Below are 16,542 nucleotides of genomic sequence, written 5' to 3' on the forward strand. Positions count from 1 at the left end.
GAATATCCGAAGTGGGACTGCCCGCCGCGTGAACAGGTGCAGCGTCCTCAACCTCGGGCGCAGAGAGGCTCAGAGGGATGAACGGATTGATGGGTTTGGGAGCGGGTGGCGCAGCGTGCTCGCGCAGCCAGCGATGGACGATGTTGGCGTTGATGCCATGGGCCAGAGCCACAGCCGCAATCGACGCTCCGTTCGCCCGGCACTGCGTTACGACCTGGGCCTTGAGTTCTGGACTGTAAAAGCGCCGCTTGGGATTTGGGGCGATCGCCTCGCTCGACATAGTGTGCATGATCTCCATCGTGCACACCATGCCTGCTCGAACGGGCTATATCAAGATGGGTTCACCGCGCGCATACGCAGAGAGTCTTTGGTCGTAAACCGCTCTCTGCACGCGCATGTATCTGAAGTCAGCGACGAGAAGCTTGAAGAACTCCTCTTCCGTCGCGCAGAAGTGCAGATACTTGTAGATGTCCGTCTCGGCCACGTGACAGATGACCCTCGTGGCGCGCTCAGCAAGCGGCAGGATCTCGGACGCATATTTAGCGAGGTCGTCCCGAATAGCTTCATGGGTCACGATCACGAAAATGGCATTTTTACCGTGCTGGTGCACTGACGCCCGAAATTTGCGGTCAGCCTTGAGCGATATCGTGAACGGACCAGGACCTCCAACATAGTCGATGCACTTACCAGTCTGCTCCACCGCCTTGGCAACGTGGTGCACGATGGTGGTTCTAAGGCGACCTGTGCCCCTCTTCGCTGTTGCTTCCGTATTCGGACTCGACTTGAACTGGAAGTAAAAGTTCGCGATCGCACCAATGACCAATGTGTCGCACAACTCTTCCATGTTGGGCAGCTTCAATGGGTTTAGAAATACCTTTCCTCCCCCGAACTTCCTCGCCAGCTCTTCCGCCAGATCAGGCTCTTGACGATCACCGGGGTTTGTGTAGCCCAGTTCAGCGTGGCGAACTTCCTCTCCATAAAAGGAGTCGCGCGTACCGGCATGAAGCATCACCAAGTCCTCTCGCATGACCGCCTCAATGAAGCTCAGGGTGAAAGCCCGCCTGTCTTCGCGCTCGCCCCCACGAGAAAACCACGCGCTTGCTTGGTCAATCACGTCATGACTCGTAGCACGTGCCATGTCCCCAGGTGCAAATTGCAGCTTCTGAGAGAACCTCGCAAGCTTCGCTCGATCAGGGACTACGGCGATATACGAAAGCCACGGCCGGTTCTTCTCGTCAAGCAGAAACAGCTCGATGCACGGAGCACGCAGCACAGCGAGGAGCGTTGTGGTCTCTGGGTTCCCATACAACGGCGTCCATACAAGGAGCGGCGAATTTGTGCCATCCGGAAACGCCGTGAGCAGACAGTAGGTCGAAAGCCCCCCGCACATGACCGGCGCGAAGTAGAGCTTTAGCCCACCGCTGCCCTTACCCGCCAGCAAGGCCCTTGCGGAAGCCTTGATCGCCAGGATGGACGCGTCGCTGGTCTGGAATGCTAGGAGCCCTGAAGGGATCCTGGAGACCTGAGCATAGATTTCTGGATGCTTTAGGTGCAGCAAGGCGGACTCGGAAAGTTAGGCCGTCGCGTAAGCATGTCGGGTTGGGGGAGGCAAAAAATACCTCGCCGCTCAGTGGTAGGCGCATATCATCCGGCTCAGCAGAAGGCTCATTCCACTATGGATGGCTTTCAGCCTGGTGACGGTGCTGTTTCCTCGGAAATGATAGCGGTTGCGTTTGCATCGATTGGGATGTCAGAGTTAATTCCGTTCAGGCTCCCGCGATAGACACATTTTCCCCCGCGTCGTGTACTGCGGCGTACGCCTCTCCTGCTTCATCGCCCGACTCTTGCCCTTGGCGCTCCCATTCGTGGCGTCGGCTTGAGATCATCCAGACAAGGGGCACAAGGTTCACTACAACGTCCTCCACCTGGTCTCCATACTGATGCCGCCCCTTCCTCGCTGCCCTGGGAATAGTTTAAAAGGAGCGAGAGGCCTTTAGCTACTCGGCAAGGCTGAACCAGCTCCGCCGCCATTCGTGATCAATGGATTAGGTGGTCACGTAGCCAGACCGAGTGTTCAAGTGGACCGGGATACGCACCCCAGCGGCTGGACTGGTGGGCCATCCAGTCTTGTGCCACAGCCGCCAGCGTGTTTTCAATCTCGTGGGCGGTCTTGGCCTTGCCTGCCTTTCGCAGCGCGCCAGGATCGTCGCCAGCCTGCAGCGCCAGCCGTGCGGCGGCCAACTGCTCTCGGGCATCGCGAAGGCTCACGCCCGGATACACCCCAAGGGCCAGGGTCTTGCGCTTGCCTCCATGGCGGTAGTCCCATCGCCAATATTTGCCTGCAGGTTTGACCAACAAATAGAGTCCAGCCCCGTCCGCTAGCTTGTATGGCTTGTCGGTACTTTTGGCGTTGCGGCAGGCGGTATCCGTAAGGGGCATGACGGTACTTTTTTCGGTATCCAGTGGAGGTACCGTCAAAAGTACCCGGCTGCAAGCGCACCTCAGCACACCTTGGCGAACGATTGAAGCCCGCTCTACAGAGGGGAAAAGAAAAAGGCCGCACGTTCTGGGAACTGTGCGGCCTTCAATGTGGTGCCGGAGGCCGGAATCGAACCGGCACGCCTTGCGGCGGGGGATTTTGAGTCCCCTGCGTCTACCAATTTCACCACTCCGGCGGGAATAAGCGAAGTCGCAAATTATGGCACAGTAACGCTGTATGAAGACTTACCCCACCATTGAAGACGCGATCGGGCGCACGCCGCTGGTTGCATTGCAGCGCATAGGCGCTCAGGACAACGCGGCACGCGGCAACGTCATCCTGGGCAAGCTGGAGGGCAACAACCCCGCAGGCTCGGTGAAGGACAGGCCGGCCGTGTCGATGATCCGGCGTGCCGAGGAGCGCGGCGAGATCAAGCCCGGCGATACGTTGATCGAGGCGACCTCGGGCAACACCGGCATTGCGCTGGCGATGGCCGCGGCCATCAAGGGCTACCGCATGGTGCTGATCATGCCCGAGGACCTGTCCGTGGAGCGCGCCCAGACCATGAAGGCCTTCGGCGCGGAGCTCATCCTCACGCCCAAGAGCGGTGGCATGGAGTACGCGCGCGATCTGGCCGACCAGATGGTGGCGCAGGGCAAGGGCGTGGTGCTGGACCAGTTCGCCAACCCCGACAACCCGCGCATCCACTACGAGACCACGGGCCCCGAGCTGTGGGAGCAGACCGAGGGGCGCATCACGCACTTCGTGAGCGCCATGGGCACCACGGGCACCATCACCGGCGTGTCGCGCTTCCTGCGCGCGAAGAACCCGGCCATCCGCATCGTCGGCGCCCAGCCCAGCGAGGGCTCGCGCATTCCGGGCATCCGCAAATGGCCCGAGGAATACCTGCCCAAGATCTACGAGCCCAGCCTGGTGGACGAGCTGGTCTACGTGAGCCAGGACGATGCCGAGGACATGGCGCGGCGCCTGGCGCGCGAGGAGGGCATCTTCGGCGGCATCTCCGCGGCTGGCGCCTGCTGGGTGGCGCAGCAGATCGCGGCACGCGAGCAGAACGCGACCATCGTCTTCGTCGTGTGCGACCGGGGCGACCGCTACCTCTCCACCGGCGTGTTCCCCGCCTGATGGGCGGAAAGTCGGCTTTGGGTTGGTATTGAAAATCGTCTTTGGCGCCTGATGGATAAGCGTCAAAAGCTATTTATTTTGTAGCAATTGGGCCTGGCTGCCTCGAAGAAGATCGCGTTCCCATGCAATACGAAACCCGTTTCTGCGCCCACTGCGCCACCGCGCTGGCGCCGGTGCTGCTCATGGAGGACAGTGGCGAGAAGGAGCGCTTGCGCTGCCCCGCCTGCGGCTGGACGCACTGGAACAACCCGACGCCCGTGCTGGCGGCCATCGTGGAGGTGGACGGCCAGGTGCTGCTGGCGCGCAATGCGCTGTGGCCGCCCAAGATGTTCGCGCTGATCACAGGCTTCATGGAGGCGGGCGAGACGCCAGAGGAAGGCATTGCGCGCGAGGTCAAGGAAGAGACCGACCTCGACGCGCGCTCCGTGCGGCTGGTCGGCGTGTACGAGTTCATGCGCATGAACCAGGTCATCATTGCCTACCACGTGCAGGCGCTGGGCCAGGTGCGCCTGTCGCCCGAGCTGGCGGACCACCGCTTCTACGACCTGGACCGGCTCAAGTGCTGGCCCGCAGGCACGGGCTACGCGCTGGCCGACTGGTTGCGCTCGCGCGGGCATGAGCCGGTGTTCCTCACGGCCGAGGAAAACGCGGAGCGCCGACGCGGGCTGGACGCACCGAAGGACTAGAGAAAATGGACATCCACAAGGAAATCGACACCCGGGGCCTGAACTGCCCCTTGCCCATCCTCAAGGCCAAGAAGGCCCTGGCGGACATGGCCAGCGGCCAGCTGCTCAAGGTGGTGGCGACCGACGCCGGCTCGCTGCGGGACTTCCAGGCCTTTGCACGACAGACGGGCAACGAGCTGGTGGCGCAGCAGACCGTGGGCGATGAGTTCATCCACGTGCTGCGCCGCCGTTAGGCATTGAATAAGGCTGTTGCGCTTATGAATTAAGCGTTAATAGCTATTAAAATAGGAGTAAAGAGGGGCCTTGCGCCCCTCGCGGGTGTTACAGCGCCAGCGACTGCAGGTAGGTGCGGAACTGTGCGCCCACCTGCGGGTGCTGCAGGGCGAGTTCCACCGTGGCCTCCAGAAAGCCTTCCTTGCTGCCGCAGTCGTAGCGCTTGCCTTCGTACTGGTAGGCGTACACGGCTTCGTGCTGCATCAGGCGGCCGATGGCGTCGGTCAGCTGGATCTCGCCGCCCACGCCCTTGGGCTGGTTGCGGATCTCGCTGAAGATGCGCGGCGTGAGCACATAGCGGCCGGCCACGCCCATGCGCGAGGGCGCCTTCTCGGGCGCGGGCTTCTCCACGATTTCGTCCACGCGCAGCAGGGCGCCGCCGGCGGGGTCGCCCTTGACGATGCCGTAGCGCTTGGTGTGCTCCTGGGGCACTTCCTGCACGGCCAGCAGGGAGCGGCCCTGCTTCTGGAAGGCTGCCGTCATCTGCGCCATCACGCCGGGGCCGCCGTTGTCGCCCACCATCAGGTCGTCGGCCAGGATCACGGCAAAGGGCTCGTTGCCCACCAGGGGCTCGGCGCACAGCACGGCGTGGCCCAAGCCGAGCGAGCGCGGCTGGCGCACGAACAGGCAGTTCATGTCGTCGGGGGCGATGCTGCGCACCAGGGCCAGCATCTCGTGCTTGCCGGCGTTTTCCAGCTCGTTTTCCAGCTCGTAGGCGGTGTCGAAATGGTCCTCGATGGCGCGCTTGCTGCGCCCCGTGACGAAGATCATGTCGCGGATGCCGGCCTCGTAGGCCTCTTCCACGGCGTACTGGATCAGGGGCTTGTCCACCACGGGCAGCATCTCCTTGGGCGATGCCTTGGTGGCGGGCAGAAAGCGGGTGCCGAGACCGGCCACGGGGAAGACGGCCTTGCGGACGCGTGTGGGAGCGTTCAAGTCGAGTGCCTCACGAAATGGTGGAACGAACAATGAAAACAAAGGCGCCGGGGCGCCTTTGTGTGGGGGGGGACAGTGGGCGCCGATCTTAGCCCAGGCGCGCCAGCTGCTCTTCGATGCGCGTCAAGGTGGCGCCAAAGTCCGCCACGCGCTTTTTTTCCTGCTCGATCACCGTGGGCGGCGCCTTGGCGACGAAGGCTTCGTTGCCCAGCTTGGCCGATGCCTTGGCGATCTCGCCTGACAGGCGTGCGGCCTCCTTGGACAGGCGCAGCTTCTCGGCGGCCACGTCGATCTCGACGAACAGGGCCATGCGCGCATCGCCCACCACGGCCACGGGCGCGGTCTTGGCGGCCTCGGCCCAGCCGGCCTCGTCGTCGAACACCTTGACTTCGCTGAGTTTGGCCAGGTTTTGCAGCACGGGCGCGATGGCGCGCATGAACTGCGCGTCGCCCGTCACCAGCAGCGGCAGGCGCTGCGCGGGCGACACGCCCATCTCGCCGCGCAGCGTGCGGCAGGCGTCCACCACCTGCTTGATGCGGCCGACGTAGGCGATGGAGCCCTCGTCGATCTTCTCGGGCTGGGCCTGCGGATACGGGGCGATGGCGATGGAGTCGCCCTTCAGGCCGGCGATCGGCGCCACCACCTGCCACAGCGCTTCCGTGACGAAGGGGATGATGGGGTGGGCCAGGCGCAGGATGGCCTCCAGCACGCGGATCAGCGTGCGGCGCGTGGCGCGCTGCTCGGCCTCGCTGCCGGTCTGGATCTGCACCTTGGCGATTTCCAGGTACCAGTCGCAGAACTCGTTCCACACGAACTCATAGAGCGTGCTGGCCACGTTGTCCAGGCGGAACTCGGCAAAGCCCTTGGCAACGTCGGCCTCGACCTTCTGCAGCTGCGAGACGATCCAGCGGTCCGGCTGGCTGAAGCGCAGGTAGCTTTCCGTGCAGCCGTGGCTGGTGTCAAGCCCGCAGTCGTGGCCCTCGCAGTTCATCAGCACGAAGCGGCTGGCGTTCCAGAGCTTGTTGCAGAAGTTGCGGTAGCCCTCGCAGCGCTTGCTGTCAAAGTTGATGCTGCGGCCCAGCGACGCTAGCGCCGCGAAGGTGAAGCGCAGCGCGTCGGCGCCGTAGGCGGGAATGCCCTCGGGGAATTCCTTTTGCGTGTTGGTGCGCACCTTGGGCGCGGTTTCGGGGCGGCGCAGGCCCTGGGTGCGCTTGTCCAGCAGGGGCTCCAGGGCGATGCCGTCGATCAGGTCCACCGGGTCGAGCACGTTGCCCTCGGACTTGCTCATCTTCTTGCCCTGCGCGTCCAGCACCAGGCCGTGGATGTAGACATGCTTGAACGGCACGCGCCCGGTGAAGTGCGTGGTCATCATGATCATCCGGGCGACCCAGAAGAAGATGATGTCGTAGCCCGTGACCAGCACCGAGGAGGGCAGGTACAGGTTGTAGTCGCCTTCGGGCGCATCGCTGTGCTGGGGCCAGCCCATGGTGCTGAAGGGCACCAGCGCGGACGAGTACCAGGTGTCGAGCACGTCCTCGTCGCGCGTGAGCTTCACGCCCGCGCCGGCCTGCTGCTGCGCCTCGGCCTCATTGCGGGCCACGTACACCTTGCCGGTCTCGTCGTACCAGGCCGGGATCTGGTGGCCCCACCACAGCTGGCGCGAGATGCACCAGTCCTGGATGTTGTTCATCCACTGGTTGTAGGTGTTGACCCAGTTCTCGGGCACGAACTGCACCGCGCCGCTGGCCACGGCGTCGATGGCCTTCTGCGCGATGCTCTTGCCCGTGGCATCGCCTTCGCCCACCTTGCTCAGGGCGACGAACCACTGGTCGGTCAGCATGGGCTCGATCACCTGGCCCGTGCGGGTGCAGATGGGCACCATCAGCTTGTGCTTCTTGGTCTCGACCAGCAGGCCCAGGGCCTCCAGGTCGGCCACGATGGCCTTGCGCGCCACGAAGCGGTCCATGCCGCGGTATTTTTCCGGCGCGTTGTCGCTGATGGTGGCGGTGAGCGTCAGCACCACCTCCATGGGCAGCTTGTGGCGCTGGCCCACCTGGTAGTCGTTGTTGTCGTGCGCGGGCGTGACCTTGACCACGCCGGTGCCGAACTCGCGGTCCACGTACTCGTCGGCAATGATGGGGATCTGGCGGCCCACGAGCGGCAGGGTCACCGTCTGGCCGATCAGGTGCCTGTACCGCTCATCCTCGGGGTGGACCATCACGGCCACGTCGCCCAGCATGGTCTCGGGGCGCGTGGTGGCCACCACCAACTGGCTCGACCCATCGGTGAGCGGGTAGGCGATGTGCCACAGCGAGCCGTCCTTCTCCTCGTTCTCCACCTCCAGGTCCGACACGGCGGACTGCAGCACCGGGTCCCAGTTCACCAGGCGCTTGCCGCGGTAGATCAGGCCTTGCTGGTACAGCTTGACGAAGGTCTCGGTCACCACCTGGGACAGCTTGTCGTCCATGGTGAAGTATTCGCGGCTCCAGTCCACGGTGTCGCCCAGGCGGCGCATCTGCGTGGTGATGGTGTTGCCGCTCTTTTCCTTCCACTCCCAGACCTTGCTGACGAAGGCTTCGCGGCCCAGGTCGTAGCGGCTCACGCCCTGTTCCTGCAGCTGGCGCTCCACCACGATCTGGGTGGCGATGCCGGCGTGGTCCGTGCCGGGCACCCAGGCCGTGTTGTGGCCCAGCATGCGGTGGTAGCGCGTCAGGCTGTCCATGATGGTCTGGTTGAACGCATGGCCCATGTGCAGCGTGCCGGTCACGTTCGGCGGCGGCAGCTGGATGGAGAAGGCCGGTTCGCCCGCCTTGGGCACTCCGGTGCCGCGGTGGCCGGCCACGCCGTAGCCGCGGCGCTCCCATTCGGGGCCCCAGTGGGCCTCCAGTGCCGCGGGTTCGAAGGATTTGGAAAGGCCGTTCAGACCGGGTTGTTCAATCGTGTCGCTCATGGCAATGAAAAACGGCATCCCGTGGGATGCCGTCAAAGGCAATGGTTCGGAGGATGGGCCATTCTATTCCGTTACGACTACGGCGTGCTGGGTGTGCTTCTCCTTTGATAGCTGTCAGCGCTTATTGGATAAGCGCTGTAGCCATATTTGATCAAGAGCCTGCGGGGGGCACGAATTCCGGCCGGTCGTTTTGCTGCGGCTTGAGGGGCTGGTCGGACTGGCCCGCGGCGCGTTCGCGGCGCCACTGCTGCTTGCGCGCTGTCCATTCGGCCAGGCGGGCGTGGGCGGTGGTGCTCTCGCGCTGCATCTGCACCGCGTCGGCGAGCTGGGCCGACAGCTCCAGCCGGATGCCGTTGGGGTCGAAGAAGTAGATGCTCTTGAAGATATGGTGGTCGGTCACCCCCAGCACCTCGATGCCATGGGCCTCAAGGCGGGCCTTGGTGTTCTCCAGCTCCTCGACGGTGTTCACGCGGAAGGCGATGTGGTTCACCCACAGCGGCGTGTTGGGCGAGGGCTCGGGCTTCACGTCGTCGCCCAGGTCGAAGAAGGCGATGAAGGAGCCGTCCTGCAGGCGGAAGAAGAAATGCGTGTAGGGGCAGTACTCGCCGGTGCTGGGCACGTAGTCGCTCTGGATGATGTGGTACAGCGGCAGGCCGAGGATGTCCTCGTAGAAATGGCGCGTTTCCTCCGCGTCGCGGGCCTTGTAGGCGTAGTGGTGCAGCTGCTGGATGGCGGCCGGGGCCGGCAGATCGGCGCGGGCTGCGGGTGGTACGGGTGTGGCGGTGGCGTTCATGGCGTGTCTCCTGAGGCGCGCAAACAATGCGCTGAAATTCTACTATCCGTAATTGATTTGCGTTAGGTGAATTTTCAGGCGCAACCAGACGGCCACTGCCCAGCAGACCCGGGCGGGGGCCAAGGTGCGCGGGGCAGGTGGGGGGGGCGGGCGGGGAGGGGATTCAGCCGGCGGCGAGCGCGGCCTTCTTCCAGGCCGCGGCGGCGGCCTCGGCGTCGCCGCGCTGCTCGGCCAGCTCTGCCAGGTGGCGCCAGGCGCTGGCGCGCAGCGGCGCGTCGGTGAGCTGCTGCGCGGCCTGGGTGAACAGGTGCTGGGCCTTGCCCCACAGTTCGCGGTGCAGGCAGGCCATGGCCGAGAGGTATTGCAGGCGCGCGTTGCGCGGGTCGGCCTGCTGCGCGGACTCGATGCGCGCGAGCCAGTTCGCGTCCAGGCCTTCTAGGCTGCCCTCAAGGGCGCGCACGAGCTTCAGGGTTTGCTGGTCGGACAGGTCGGCCATGCGCTCCCACACGGGGAGCAGCCAGGCGCGCACCTGCGCCGCCTCGCCGCCCAGTTGGGAGAGACGGTGCGCGGCATGCACGGCGATCTCGGGCATGCCGCGCTCGGCGGGCTCCAGACCCTGCCAGATGCGCTGCAGCTGGGCCGGGTCGTGGGCACCGTTGATCAGCTCCGTGGCCAGGCCGCGCACGATGCTCTCGGCTGCGGCGGGCGAGAACGCATGGTGCTTGCCCAGCAGGCGCGCGGTCTCCAGGGCCTGCTCCGTCATGTGCGACAGGCGCGATGCCTTGAGCTTGGCGCGCAGCGCCAGCGTGCGGCGCGCCGTGCCGGCGGGCAGGGCGGACAGGCGCTCCAGCGCGGTGCTGGCGTCGCGCTCGTCGAGCGACCAGCGTGCGGCGCGCAACTGGGCGCCCTCGCGCAGCTCCAGCTCCACGGCCGGTGCGCGCTCGGGGATGTTGTCCAGCGCCTGCTGCAGGTGCGACTCGCGCGTGGCGCGGTCCTGCAGCGCGTGCGAACTCTCGGCCGCCACGATGTGGGCCAGCGTGCGCAGCTGACGGCCATGGGGCAGGGGCTCGCCGGCCTCGTCCAGGGCGCGTTCCTGGGTGATGGAGGATTCTGCCGCCTTGCGGGCGCGCAGGAAGCGTCCGGCCAGCATTTGCGACAGGGCGTCCAGCAGCGCGCCGTGCATGGCGCGCTCCTTTTGCAGCAGGCGCCAGCGCCGGGCCTGCACGGGCAGCTCCAGCAGTGCCGACAGCCCGCGCAGGGCCGCATACAACAGGGTGAAACCGCCGAACAGCAGCATCAGCACCATGTTGAGCGACAGGTCGATGCGGTAGGGCGGCCAGAACAGCGTGACGGTGCCCTGGTTGTTGCCCGCGAACAGGGCCACGGCGACGGCCGCGCCGAACAGTGCCAGAAACCAGAGTGCTGCGCGCATGGTGGGGGCGTCGTCCTCGGGTCAGCGGCCGGCCGCGGCCGTGGCCAGGGCGGCGAAGGTGTCGTCGAGCTGGGGCATCTCGGCCGTTTTCATGTGGGCCTGCAGCTGCTGCAGCGCCGTGGCGGCGTTCTGCGTGCGGCGCGAGGCCGGGTCGAAATACTTGTTGAGCGCGGCGCTGGCGGTCGCCAGGTCGGAGCGGGCCGAGTCCATGCGCCGCGCCAGCAGGCCCAGGCGCGCGTTCAGCAGCTTGAGCTTGAGGTTCTCCCGCAGGAAGAAGGCCTGGTCAGGGGCGAGCAGCACGGCGTCCGGCTGGTCGATGCGGCTCACGCGCACCAGGCCGCGGGCCTCGTCGCGCACGCCTTCCCAGGTGCGGCGCAAGGTGGCCTGCCAGAGCGGTTCGCTGGCGGCCGCGGTCGCCGGGGCGGGCGCCTCGCTGCCGGCCTGGCGGCGCATGGCGGCGGCCTGGGCCACGCTGCCCGTCAGCGGCAGGTCGTCCACCTGGCGCACCAGGTCGTCCAGGCGGCCCAGCAGGCCGGCGGTGTCGGTGACGGTGGCGCGCTCCAGGCGCTCCAGGTCGTGGTCCATGGCGCGCAGCACGGGCGCCAGGCGCGGCTGCGCGGCGCGCTCGATGCGGCGGCTGGCGCTCTTGAGCGCGGCCACCAGCGGCTGCAGGCTGCCCGTGAGCTGGGCTTGTTGCTGTGCCAGGCGGATGGCGGCCTCGACGTCCACCACCAGATTCTCGTCGCGCGTGCGCGACAGGCTTTGCATGAGTTCTTCCAGCTGGCTGCGCTGCAGCGCCACCTCGCTCACGCGGGCCTCGGCCACGGCCAGTCGGGTCGATGTCTCGCGGGCCAGCTCCTGCGCCTGCTGCGCCATTGCGCGGGCCTCGATGGCCTGGGCGCCGGAGTCGGCGGACTGGCGCGCCAGCTGTTCCTGGATGGACGACAACCGCTGCCACAGCAGCACCGAGCTGACGAGCGCGGCGATGGCTACGGCGCCCAGCGCGTAGAGCGCCGCGCGGCCACCGCTGCGGGCGGCGGGCGCGGATGTCCGGGGGGCTGCCGGCGCGGAGGCGGGCAGGTCGGATGGATGCTCATTGCTCATAAAGCGATTCTATCGACGCGACCACCTCATCGAAGGCGGGGCGACATTCTTTGACGCTGCCAAAACCGGCCGCCAGGGCGGCCTGGGCGATGCGCGGATGGGTGGCCAGGGCTCGGGCCTGTCCCCAGTGTTGCGCGGGCAACACGGTGCCGAGGTGGGTGACGGCCTCGGAGCTGCTCAGCAGCCATACGGAGCCGTCGCTGGCGGCCGCGTGCGCCAGCGCCTGCTGCCCGGCGTCGAGCCGCGGCGCGCCGCGCTCGTAGGCGGCGACGAAGTCCACGGTGGCGCCGGCCGCGGCAATCGCACCGGCCAGCCATTCGCGCCCGTTGCCACCTTCGGCGGTGGGGGTATTGGTGCCGCGCACGATGAGCACGCGGTCGCCGGGGCCGATCTGCGGCCCCACGACCTGCCACAGCGCTTCGGAGTCGTACTGCACGGCGTCGGCCGCCGGGCCGTCGATGCGCTCGGGCGCCAGCCCCGCCTGACGCAGCGCCGCCACGGTGCCCGGACCGGGTGCCCACGCTCTTGTTTTGATAGCTGTTTGCGCTTGATGGATAAGCGCTGGAGGCTGATTTGATTCAAAAAAATACTGCACCGCGTTGCCGCTGACGAACATCACGGCGCGGTAGTCGCTCCAGCGCGCACGGGCCTGCTGCAGCGCATCGCGCAGCGCCGGGTCGGTCACCGGGCCGATGGCGATCAGCGGCAGGGCCTGGGCCACGATGCCGCGCGTACGCAGGTCCGCAACCCATTGGGCGGCCTCGCGCGCGGGGCGCGTGACGATGGCGCGGGGCGGCTGCGGCGCGGGCAAGGTCAGCCGGCTCCCACGGCGCCGGCCGCGCGCAGCTGCGCGGCCACGGCCAGGCCCAGCGCGTCGGCCTCGGCCAGGGTGGCCACATGGGCCTGGCCCTGGGCGCGCACCAGCGGCACCCGCCCGTCGATGTCGCCCCAGGCGGCCTGCAGCGTGAGCGTGCTGCCGCTCCACAGGCCGTGCGCGGCCAGGGGCATGGAGCAGCTGCCGCCCATGGCGCGGCTCACGGCGCGCTCGGCCGTCACGGTGAGCCAGGTGGTCTGGTGCGCCAGCGGCGCGAGCGCGTCGCGCAGGTCCTGGCGGTAGGCGCGGATCTCGATGCCCAGGGCGCCCTGGCCGGCGGCGGGCAGCATCTGGTCGGGCTCGAAGACGCTGCGGATGCGTTCGTGCAGGCCCAGGCGCTTCAGGCCCGCGGCGGCCAGCACGATGGCGTCGTACTGGCCCTCGTCGAGCTTGCGCAGGCGCGTCTGCACGTTGCCGCGCAGCGGCTCGATCTTTAGGTCGGGGCGCAGCGCCTGCAGCAGCACCTGGCGGCGCAGGCTGGAGGTGCCGACCACGGCGCCCTGCGGCAGGTCGGCCAGCGCGGCGTAGCGCGGCGAGACGAAGGCGTCGCGCGGGTCTTCGCGCTCCATCACGCAGGCCAGGGCAAAGCCGTCCGGCAGTTCCATGGGAACGTCCTTGAGCGAATGCACGGCGATGTCGGCGCGGCCTTCCTCCAGCGCCACCTCCAGTTCCTTCACGAACAGGCCCTTGCCGCCCACCTTGGACAGCGTGCGGTCCAGGATCTGGTCGCCGCGCGTGGTCATGCCCAGCAGCGTCACGGCATGGCCGCGTGCGCGCAGCAGGGCCTGCACATGCTCGGCCTGCCACAGGGCCAGCTGGCTTTCGCGCGTGGCGATGACGATGGGGGGAAGCGTGGGGGTGGAGGTGGTCATGGCGGCATCTGTCTCGGGCCCCGCGGGCACGGCGGCGGGGGCATCGGGGGATGCTAGCATGCTGCGCTGCAACAGCCGCGCCATAGCCACACCAATTCAACCGGCGCACCAGGAGACCCTCGCGCATGACCGCCACCGCCCGCAAGACCGACGCCGCCGCGGCGCCGGCGCCCTCCCGCAAGACCGACAAGGATCTGCCGCTGATCCAGGATATCCGCCTGCTGGGCCGCATCCTGGGCGACGTGATCCGCGAGCAGGAGGGCGTTGCCGCCTATGACCTGGTGGAGCAGATCCGCAAGCTGTCGGTGGCCTTCCGCCGCGACGCCGACCACGAGGCCGACAAGGCGCTCAAGAAGCTGCTCAAGGGGTTGACGGGCGACCAGACGGTGAGCGTGATCCGCGCCTTCACCTATTTCAGTCACCTGGCCAACCTGGCCGAGGACCGCCACCACATCCGCCGCCGCGCCGTGCACGAGCGCGCGGGCAGCGCACAGGAGGGCAGCATCGAGGTGGCGCTGGCGCGCCTGCGCTGGGCCGGCATCGCGCCGCGCACGGTGGCGCAGACGCTGGCCACGAGCTACGTGGCGCCGGTGCTCACGGCCCACCCCACCGAGGTGCAGCGCAAGAGCATCCTGGACGCGGAGCGCGAGATCGCCCTGCTGCTCACCCAGCGCGACGACATCCAGGCCCGCGCCCAGCTCTACAAAACTGCCCGCGACACGCTCACCCCGCGCGAGCTGGCCGCCAACGAAGCGCAGCTGCGCGCGCGCGTGGCCCAGCTGTGGCAGACGCGGCTGCTGCGCTACACCAAGCTCACGGTGGCCGACGAGATCGAGAACGCGCTCTCGTACTACGAATACACCTTCCTGCAGGAGATCCCCAAGATCTACGCCGAGCTGGAGCGCGAGCTGGGGGGCAACCAGCCCGTGGCCAGCTTTCTGCGCATGGGCCAGTGGATCGGCGGCGACCGCGACGGCAACCCCAACGTGAGCGCGGGCACCCTGGCCCTGGCGCTCGGCCGCCAGGCCGAGGTGGCGCTGCGCCACTACCTGACGGAGGTGCACAACCTGGGCCGCGAGCTGTCGCTGTCGGCCCATCTGGTGCAGGTCTCGCCCGAGATGCAGGCGTTGGCCGAGCGCTCGCCCGACACCAGCGAGCACCGCCACGACGAACCCTACCGCCGCGCGCTCACCGGCGTGTACGCGCGCCTGGCCGCCACGCTCAAGGAGCTGACGGGCGGCGACGCCGCGCGCCATGCCGTCGCGCCGCAGAACGCCTACGCCAGCGCCGCCGAGTTCCTGGCCGACCTGCGCGTGGTCGAGGCCTCGCTGCGCTCGCACCGCGGCGCGGCGCTGACCGGCGAGCGCCTGCGCCCCTTGATGCGCGCGGTGGAGGTGTTCGGCTTTCACCTGGCCACGGTGGACCTGCGCCAGAGTTCGGACCAGCACGAGCGCGTGGTGGCCGAGCTGCTGGCCACGGCGCGCGTGGAGCCCGCCTACGCCGCGCTGCCGGAGCCCGAGCGCCGCGCCTTGCTCACGCGCCTGCTGTGCGACGCGCGGCCGCTGCGCGTGGTGGGCGCGCAGTATTCCGAGCACACGCTGGGCGAGATCGCCATCTTCGAGACCGCGCGCCGCATGCGCGAGCGCTACGGGCAGGACGCCATCCGCCACTACATCATCAGCCACACCGAGACGGTGAGCGACCTGCTGGAGGTGCTGCTGCTGCAAAAGGAAGTGGGCCTGATGCGCGGCACGCTGGACGGTGAGGCGCGCGCCGACCTGATCGTGGTGCCGCTGTTCGAAACCATCGACGACCTGCGCAACGCCGCGCCCATCATGCGCGAGTTCTATGCCATTCCCGGCATCACGGCCCTGGTGCGCGCCGGCGGGGCCGAGCAGGACATCATGCTGGGCTACAGCGACAGCAACAAGGACGGCGGCATCTTCACCAGCAACTGGGAGCTGTACCGCGCCGAGATCGCGCTGGTGGCGCTGTTCGACGAGATGAGTGCCGGCCAGCCCGGCGCGCCCATCCGCCTGCGCATGTTCCACGGCCGCGGCGGCACCGTGGGCCGTGGCGGCGGCCCCAGCTACCAGGCCATCCTGGCCCAGCCGCCGGGCACGGTGCGCGGGCAGATCCGCCTGACGGAGCAGGGCGAGGTCATCGCCTCCAAGTACGCCAACCCCGAGATCGGCCGGCGCAACCTGGAAACCCTGGTGGCCGCCACGCTGGAGGCCACGCTGCTGCAGCCCACCAAGCCCGCCACCAAGGCCTTCCTGGATACGGCGCAGCAGCTGTCGCAGGCCAGCATGGCGGCCTACCGCGCGCTGGTGTACGAGACGCCGGGCTTCACCGACTATTTCTTCAACTCCACGCCGATCCGCGAGATCGCCGAGCTGAACATCGGCTCGCGCCCCGCCTCGCGCAAGCCCAGCCAGAAGATCGAGGACCTGCGCGCCATTCCCTGGGGTTTCAGCTGGGGCCAGTGCCGCCTCACGCTGCCGGGCTGGTTCGGCTTCGGCGCGGCGGTCGAGGCCTTCCTGAAGGCGCCGGGCAAGGACCCCAAGACCCAGCTGGCGCTGCTGCAGAAGATGTACCGCCAGTGGCCGTTCTTCCGCACGCTGCTGTCCAACATGGACATGGTGCTGGCCAAGAGCGACCTGGCCCTGGCCTCGCGCTACAGCGAACTGGTGGCCGATACGCGCCTGCGCAAGAAGGTGTTCGGCGCCATCGAGGCCGAGTGGCAGCGCACGGCCGACGCGCTGGCGCGCATCACGGGCGAGAAGCAGCGGTTGGCCGCGAACACGGCGCTGGCGCGCTCCATCCGCCACCGCTTCCCGTACATCGATCCGCTGCACCACCTGCAGGTGGAGCTGGTGCGCCGCTGGCGCGCGGGGCAGGGCGACGAGCGCGTGCAGACGGGTATCCACATCTCCATCAACGGCATCGCCGCGGGGCTGCGCAACACCGGGTGATGGCACGGCGCGCGCCGCAGGGGCG

Annotated in this window: 14 protein-coding genes and 1 tRNA gene; 4 read left to right on the plus strand and 11 right to left on the minus strand. The window is 67.6% G+C overall.

Annotated features, from left to right (window positions below):
* From BP68_RS00005 to BP68_RS00020, 4 genes are all read right to left on the minus strand, one after another.
* The coding region (locus BP68_RS00005; RefSeq protein WP_496367800.1) for a transposase at positions 1-298 on the minus strand (298 nt) is incomplete at its 3' end.
* Positions 299-325: 27 nt separating this feature from the next.
* Positions 326-1,558 (minus strand): hypothetical protein, encoded by a 1,233-nt coding sequence (locus BP68_RS00010; protein WP_496367802.1) that lies wholly within the window; start codon positions 1,556-1,558, stop codon positions 326-328.
* A 479-nt stretch (positions 1,559-2,037) separates the two neighbouring features.
* Positions 2,038-2,439, minus strand: coding sequence for an Arm DNA-binding domain-containing protein (locus BP68_RS00015; RefSeq protein ID WP_496367804.1), 402 nt, complete (start codon positions 2,437-2,439; stop codon positions 2,038-2,040).
* 151 nt (positions 2,440-2,590) lie between these two features.
* A tRNA-Leu gene (locus tag BP68_RS00020) sits at positions 2,591-2,675 on the minus strand.
* Between the two features lie 41 nt (positions 2,676-2,716).
* On the opposite strand from BP68_RS00020, the gene cysM reads away from it, so the two are divergent.
* From cysM to BP68_RS00035, 3 genes are all read left to right on the plus strand, one after another.
* A complete protein-coding gene (cysM, locus tag BP68_RS00025) occupies positions 2,717-3,622 on the plus strand; it encodes a cysteine synthase CysM (RefSeq protein ID WP_496367806.1) in 906 nt (301 codons plus the stop codon).
* Between the two features lie 122 nt (positions 3,623-3,744).
* The gene (locus BP68_RS00030; protein WP_496367808.1) at positions 3,745-4,308 is read left to right on the plus strand and encodes an NUDIX domain-containing protein; all 564 of its coding nucleotides are present in this window, start codon (positions 3,745-3,747) and stop codon (positions 4,306-4,308) included.
* A gap of 5 nt (positions 4,309-4,313) precedes the next feature.
* Positions 4,314-4,541 (plus strand): sulfurtransferase TusA family protein, encoded by a 228-nt coding sequence (locus BP68_RS00035; protein WP_496367810.1) that lies wholly within the window; start codon positions 4,314-4,316, stop codon positions 4,539-4,541.
* A gap of 88 nt (positions 4,542-4,629) precedes the next feature.
* On the opposite strand, the gene galU is transcribed toward BP68_RS00035, so the two are convergent.
* The 7 genes from galU to hemC all read right to left on the minus strand — a co-directional run bounded on the left by galU (position 4,630) and on the right by hemC (position 13,542).
* Positions 4,630-5,517, minus strand: a complete 888-nt coding sequence (gene galU / locus BP68_RS00040; protein ID WP_496367812.1) for a UTP--glucose-1-phosphate uridylyltransferase GalU — start codon at positions 5,515-5,517, stop codon at positions 4,630-4,632.
* 88 nt (positions 5,518-5,605) lie between these two features.
* A complete protein-coding gene (locus BP68_RS00045) occupies positions 5,606-8,467 on the minus strand; it encodes a valine--tRNA ligase (protein WP_496367814.1) in 2,862 nt (953 codons plus the stop codon).
* A gap of 151 nt (positions 8,468-8,618) precedes the next feature.
* Positions 8,619-9,260, minus strand: a complete 642-nt coding sequence (locus BP68_RS00050) for a VOC family protein (protein ID WP_496367816.1) — start codon at positions 9,258-9,260, stop codon at positions 8,619-8,621.
* 163 nt (positions 9,261-9,423) lie between these two features.
* A complete protein-coding gene (locus BP68_RS00055; RefSeq protein ID WP_496367817.1) occupies positions 9,424-10,692 on the minus strand; it encodes a heme biosynthesis protein HemY in 1,269 nt (422 codons plus the stop codon).
* Positions 10,693-10,713: 21 nt separating this feature from the next.
* A complete protein-coding gene (locus tag BP68_RS00060) occupies positions 10,714-11,796 on the minus strand; it encodes a uroporphyrinogen-III C-methyltransferase (RefSeq protein WP_496367819.1) in 1,083 nt (360 codons plus the stop codon).
* Positions 11,786-12,607 carry a uroporphyrinogen-III synthase gene (locus BP68_RS00065; RefSeq protein ID WP_496367821.1) on the minus strand — a complete coding sequence of 274 codons (822 nt, stop codon included), beginning with the start codon at positions 12,605-12,607 and terminating at the stop codon, positions 11,786-11,788. The genes BP68_RS00060 and BP68_RS00065 overlap by 11 nt, the downstream gene beginning before the upstream one ends.
* 2 nt (positions 12,608-12,609) lie before the next feature.
* Positions 12,610-13,542, minus strand: coding sequence for a hydroxymethylbilane synthase (hemC, locus tag BP68_RS00070; protein WP_496367823.1), 933 nt, complete (start codon positions 13,540-13,542; stop codon positions 12,610-12,612).
* 125 nt (positions 13,543-13,667) lie between these two features.
* Here hemC and ppc point away from each other — a divergent pair, with 125 nt between their 5' ends.
* Positions 13,668-16,517: a phosphoenolpyruvate carboxylase gene (gene ppc / locus BP68_RS00075; RefSeq protein ID WP_496367825.1), complete on the plus strand. Its 2,850-nt coding sequence runs from the start codon at positions 13,668-13,670 to the stop codon at positions 16,515-16,517.
* The last annotated feature ends 25 nt before the right edge of the window (positions 16,518-16,542 follow it).

This window comes from Diaphorobacter oryzae DSM 22780, from assembly GCF_059568935.1.

Excerpts from the sequence above, each read along its gene's own strand:
- BP68_RS00015 (WP_496367804.1), bottom strand. The coding sequence starts at position 2,439 with ATGCCCCTTACGGATACCGCCTGCCGCAACGCCAAAAGTACCGACAAG.
- cysM (WP_496367806.1), top strand. The coding sequence starts at position 2,717 with ATGAAGACTTACCCCACCATTGAAGACGCGATCGGGCGCACGCCGCTG.
- BP68_RS00030 (WP_496367808.1), top strand. The coding sequence starts at position 3,745 with ATGCAATACGAAACCCGTTTCTGCGCCCACTGCGCCACCGCGCTGGCG.
- BP68_RS00035 (WP_496367810.1), top strand. The coding sequence starts at position 4,314 with ATGGACATCCACAAGGAAATCGACACCCGGGGCCTGAACTGCCCCTTG.
- BP68_RS00045 (WP_496367814.1), bottom strand. The coding sequence starts at position 8,467 with ATGAGCGACACGATTGAACAACCCGGTCTGAACGGCCTTTCCAAATCC.
- BP68_RS00050 (WP_496367816.1), bottom strand. The coding sequence starts at position 9,260 with ATGAACGCCACCGCCACACCCGTACCACCCGCAGCCCGCGCCGATCTG.
- BP68_RS00055 (WP_496367817.1), bottom strand. The coding sequence starts at position 10,692 with ATGCGCGCAGCACTCTGGTTTCTGGCACTGTTCGGCGCGGCCGTCGCC.
- BP68_RS00060 (WP_496367819.1), bottom strand. The coding sequence starts at position 11,796 with ATGAGCAATGAGCATCCATCCGACCTGCCCGCCTCCGCGCCGGCAGCC.
- hemC (WP_496367823.1), bottom strand. The coding sequence starts at position 13,542 with ATGACCACCTCCACCCCCACGCTTCCCCCCATCGTCATCGCCACGCGC.
- ppc (WP_496367825.1), top strand. The coding sequence starts at position 13,668 with ATGACCGCCACCGCCCGCAAGACCGACGCCGCCGCGGCGCCGGCGCCC.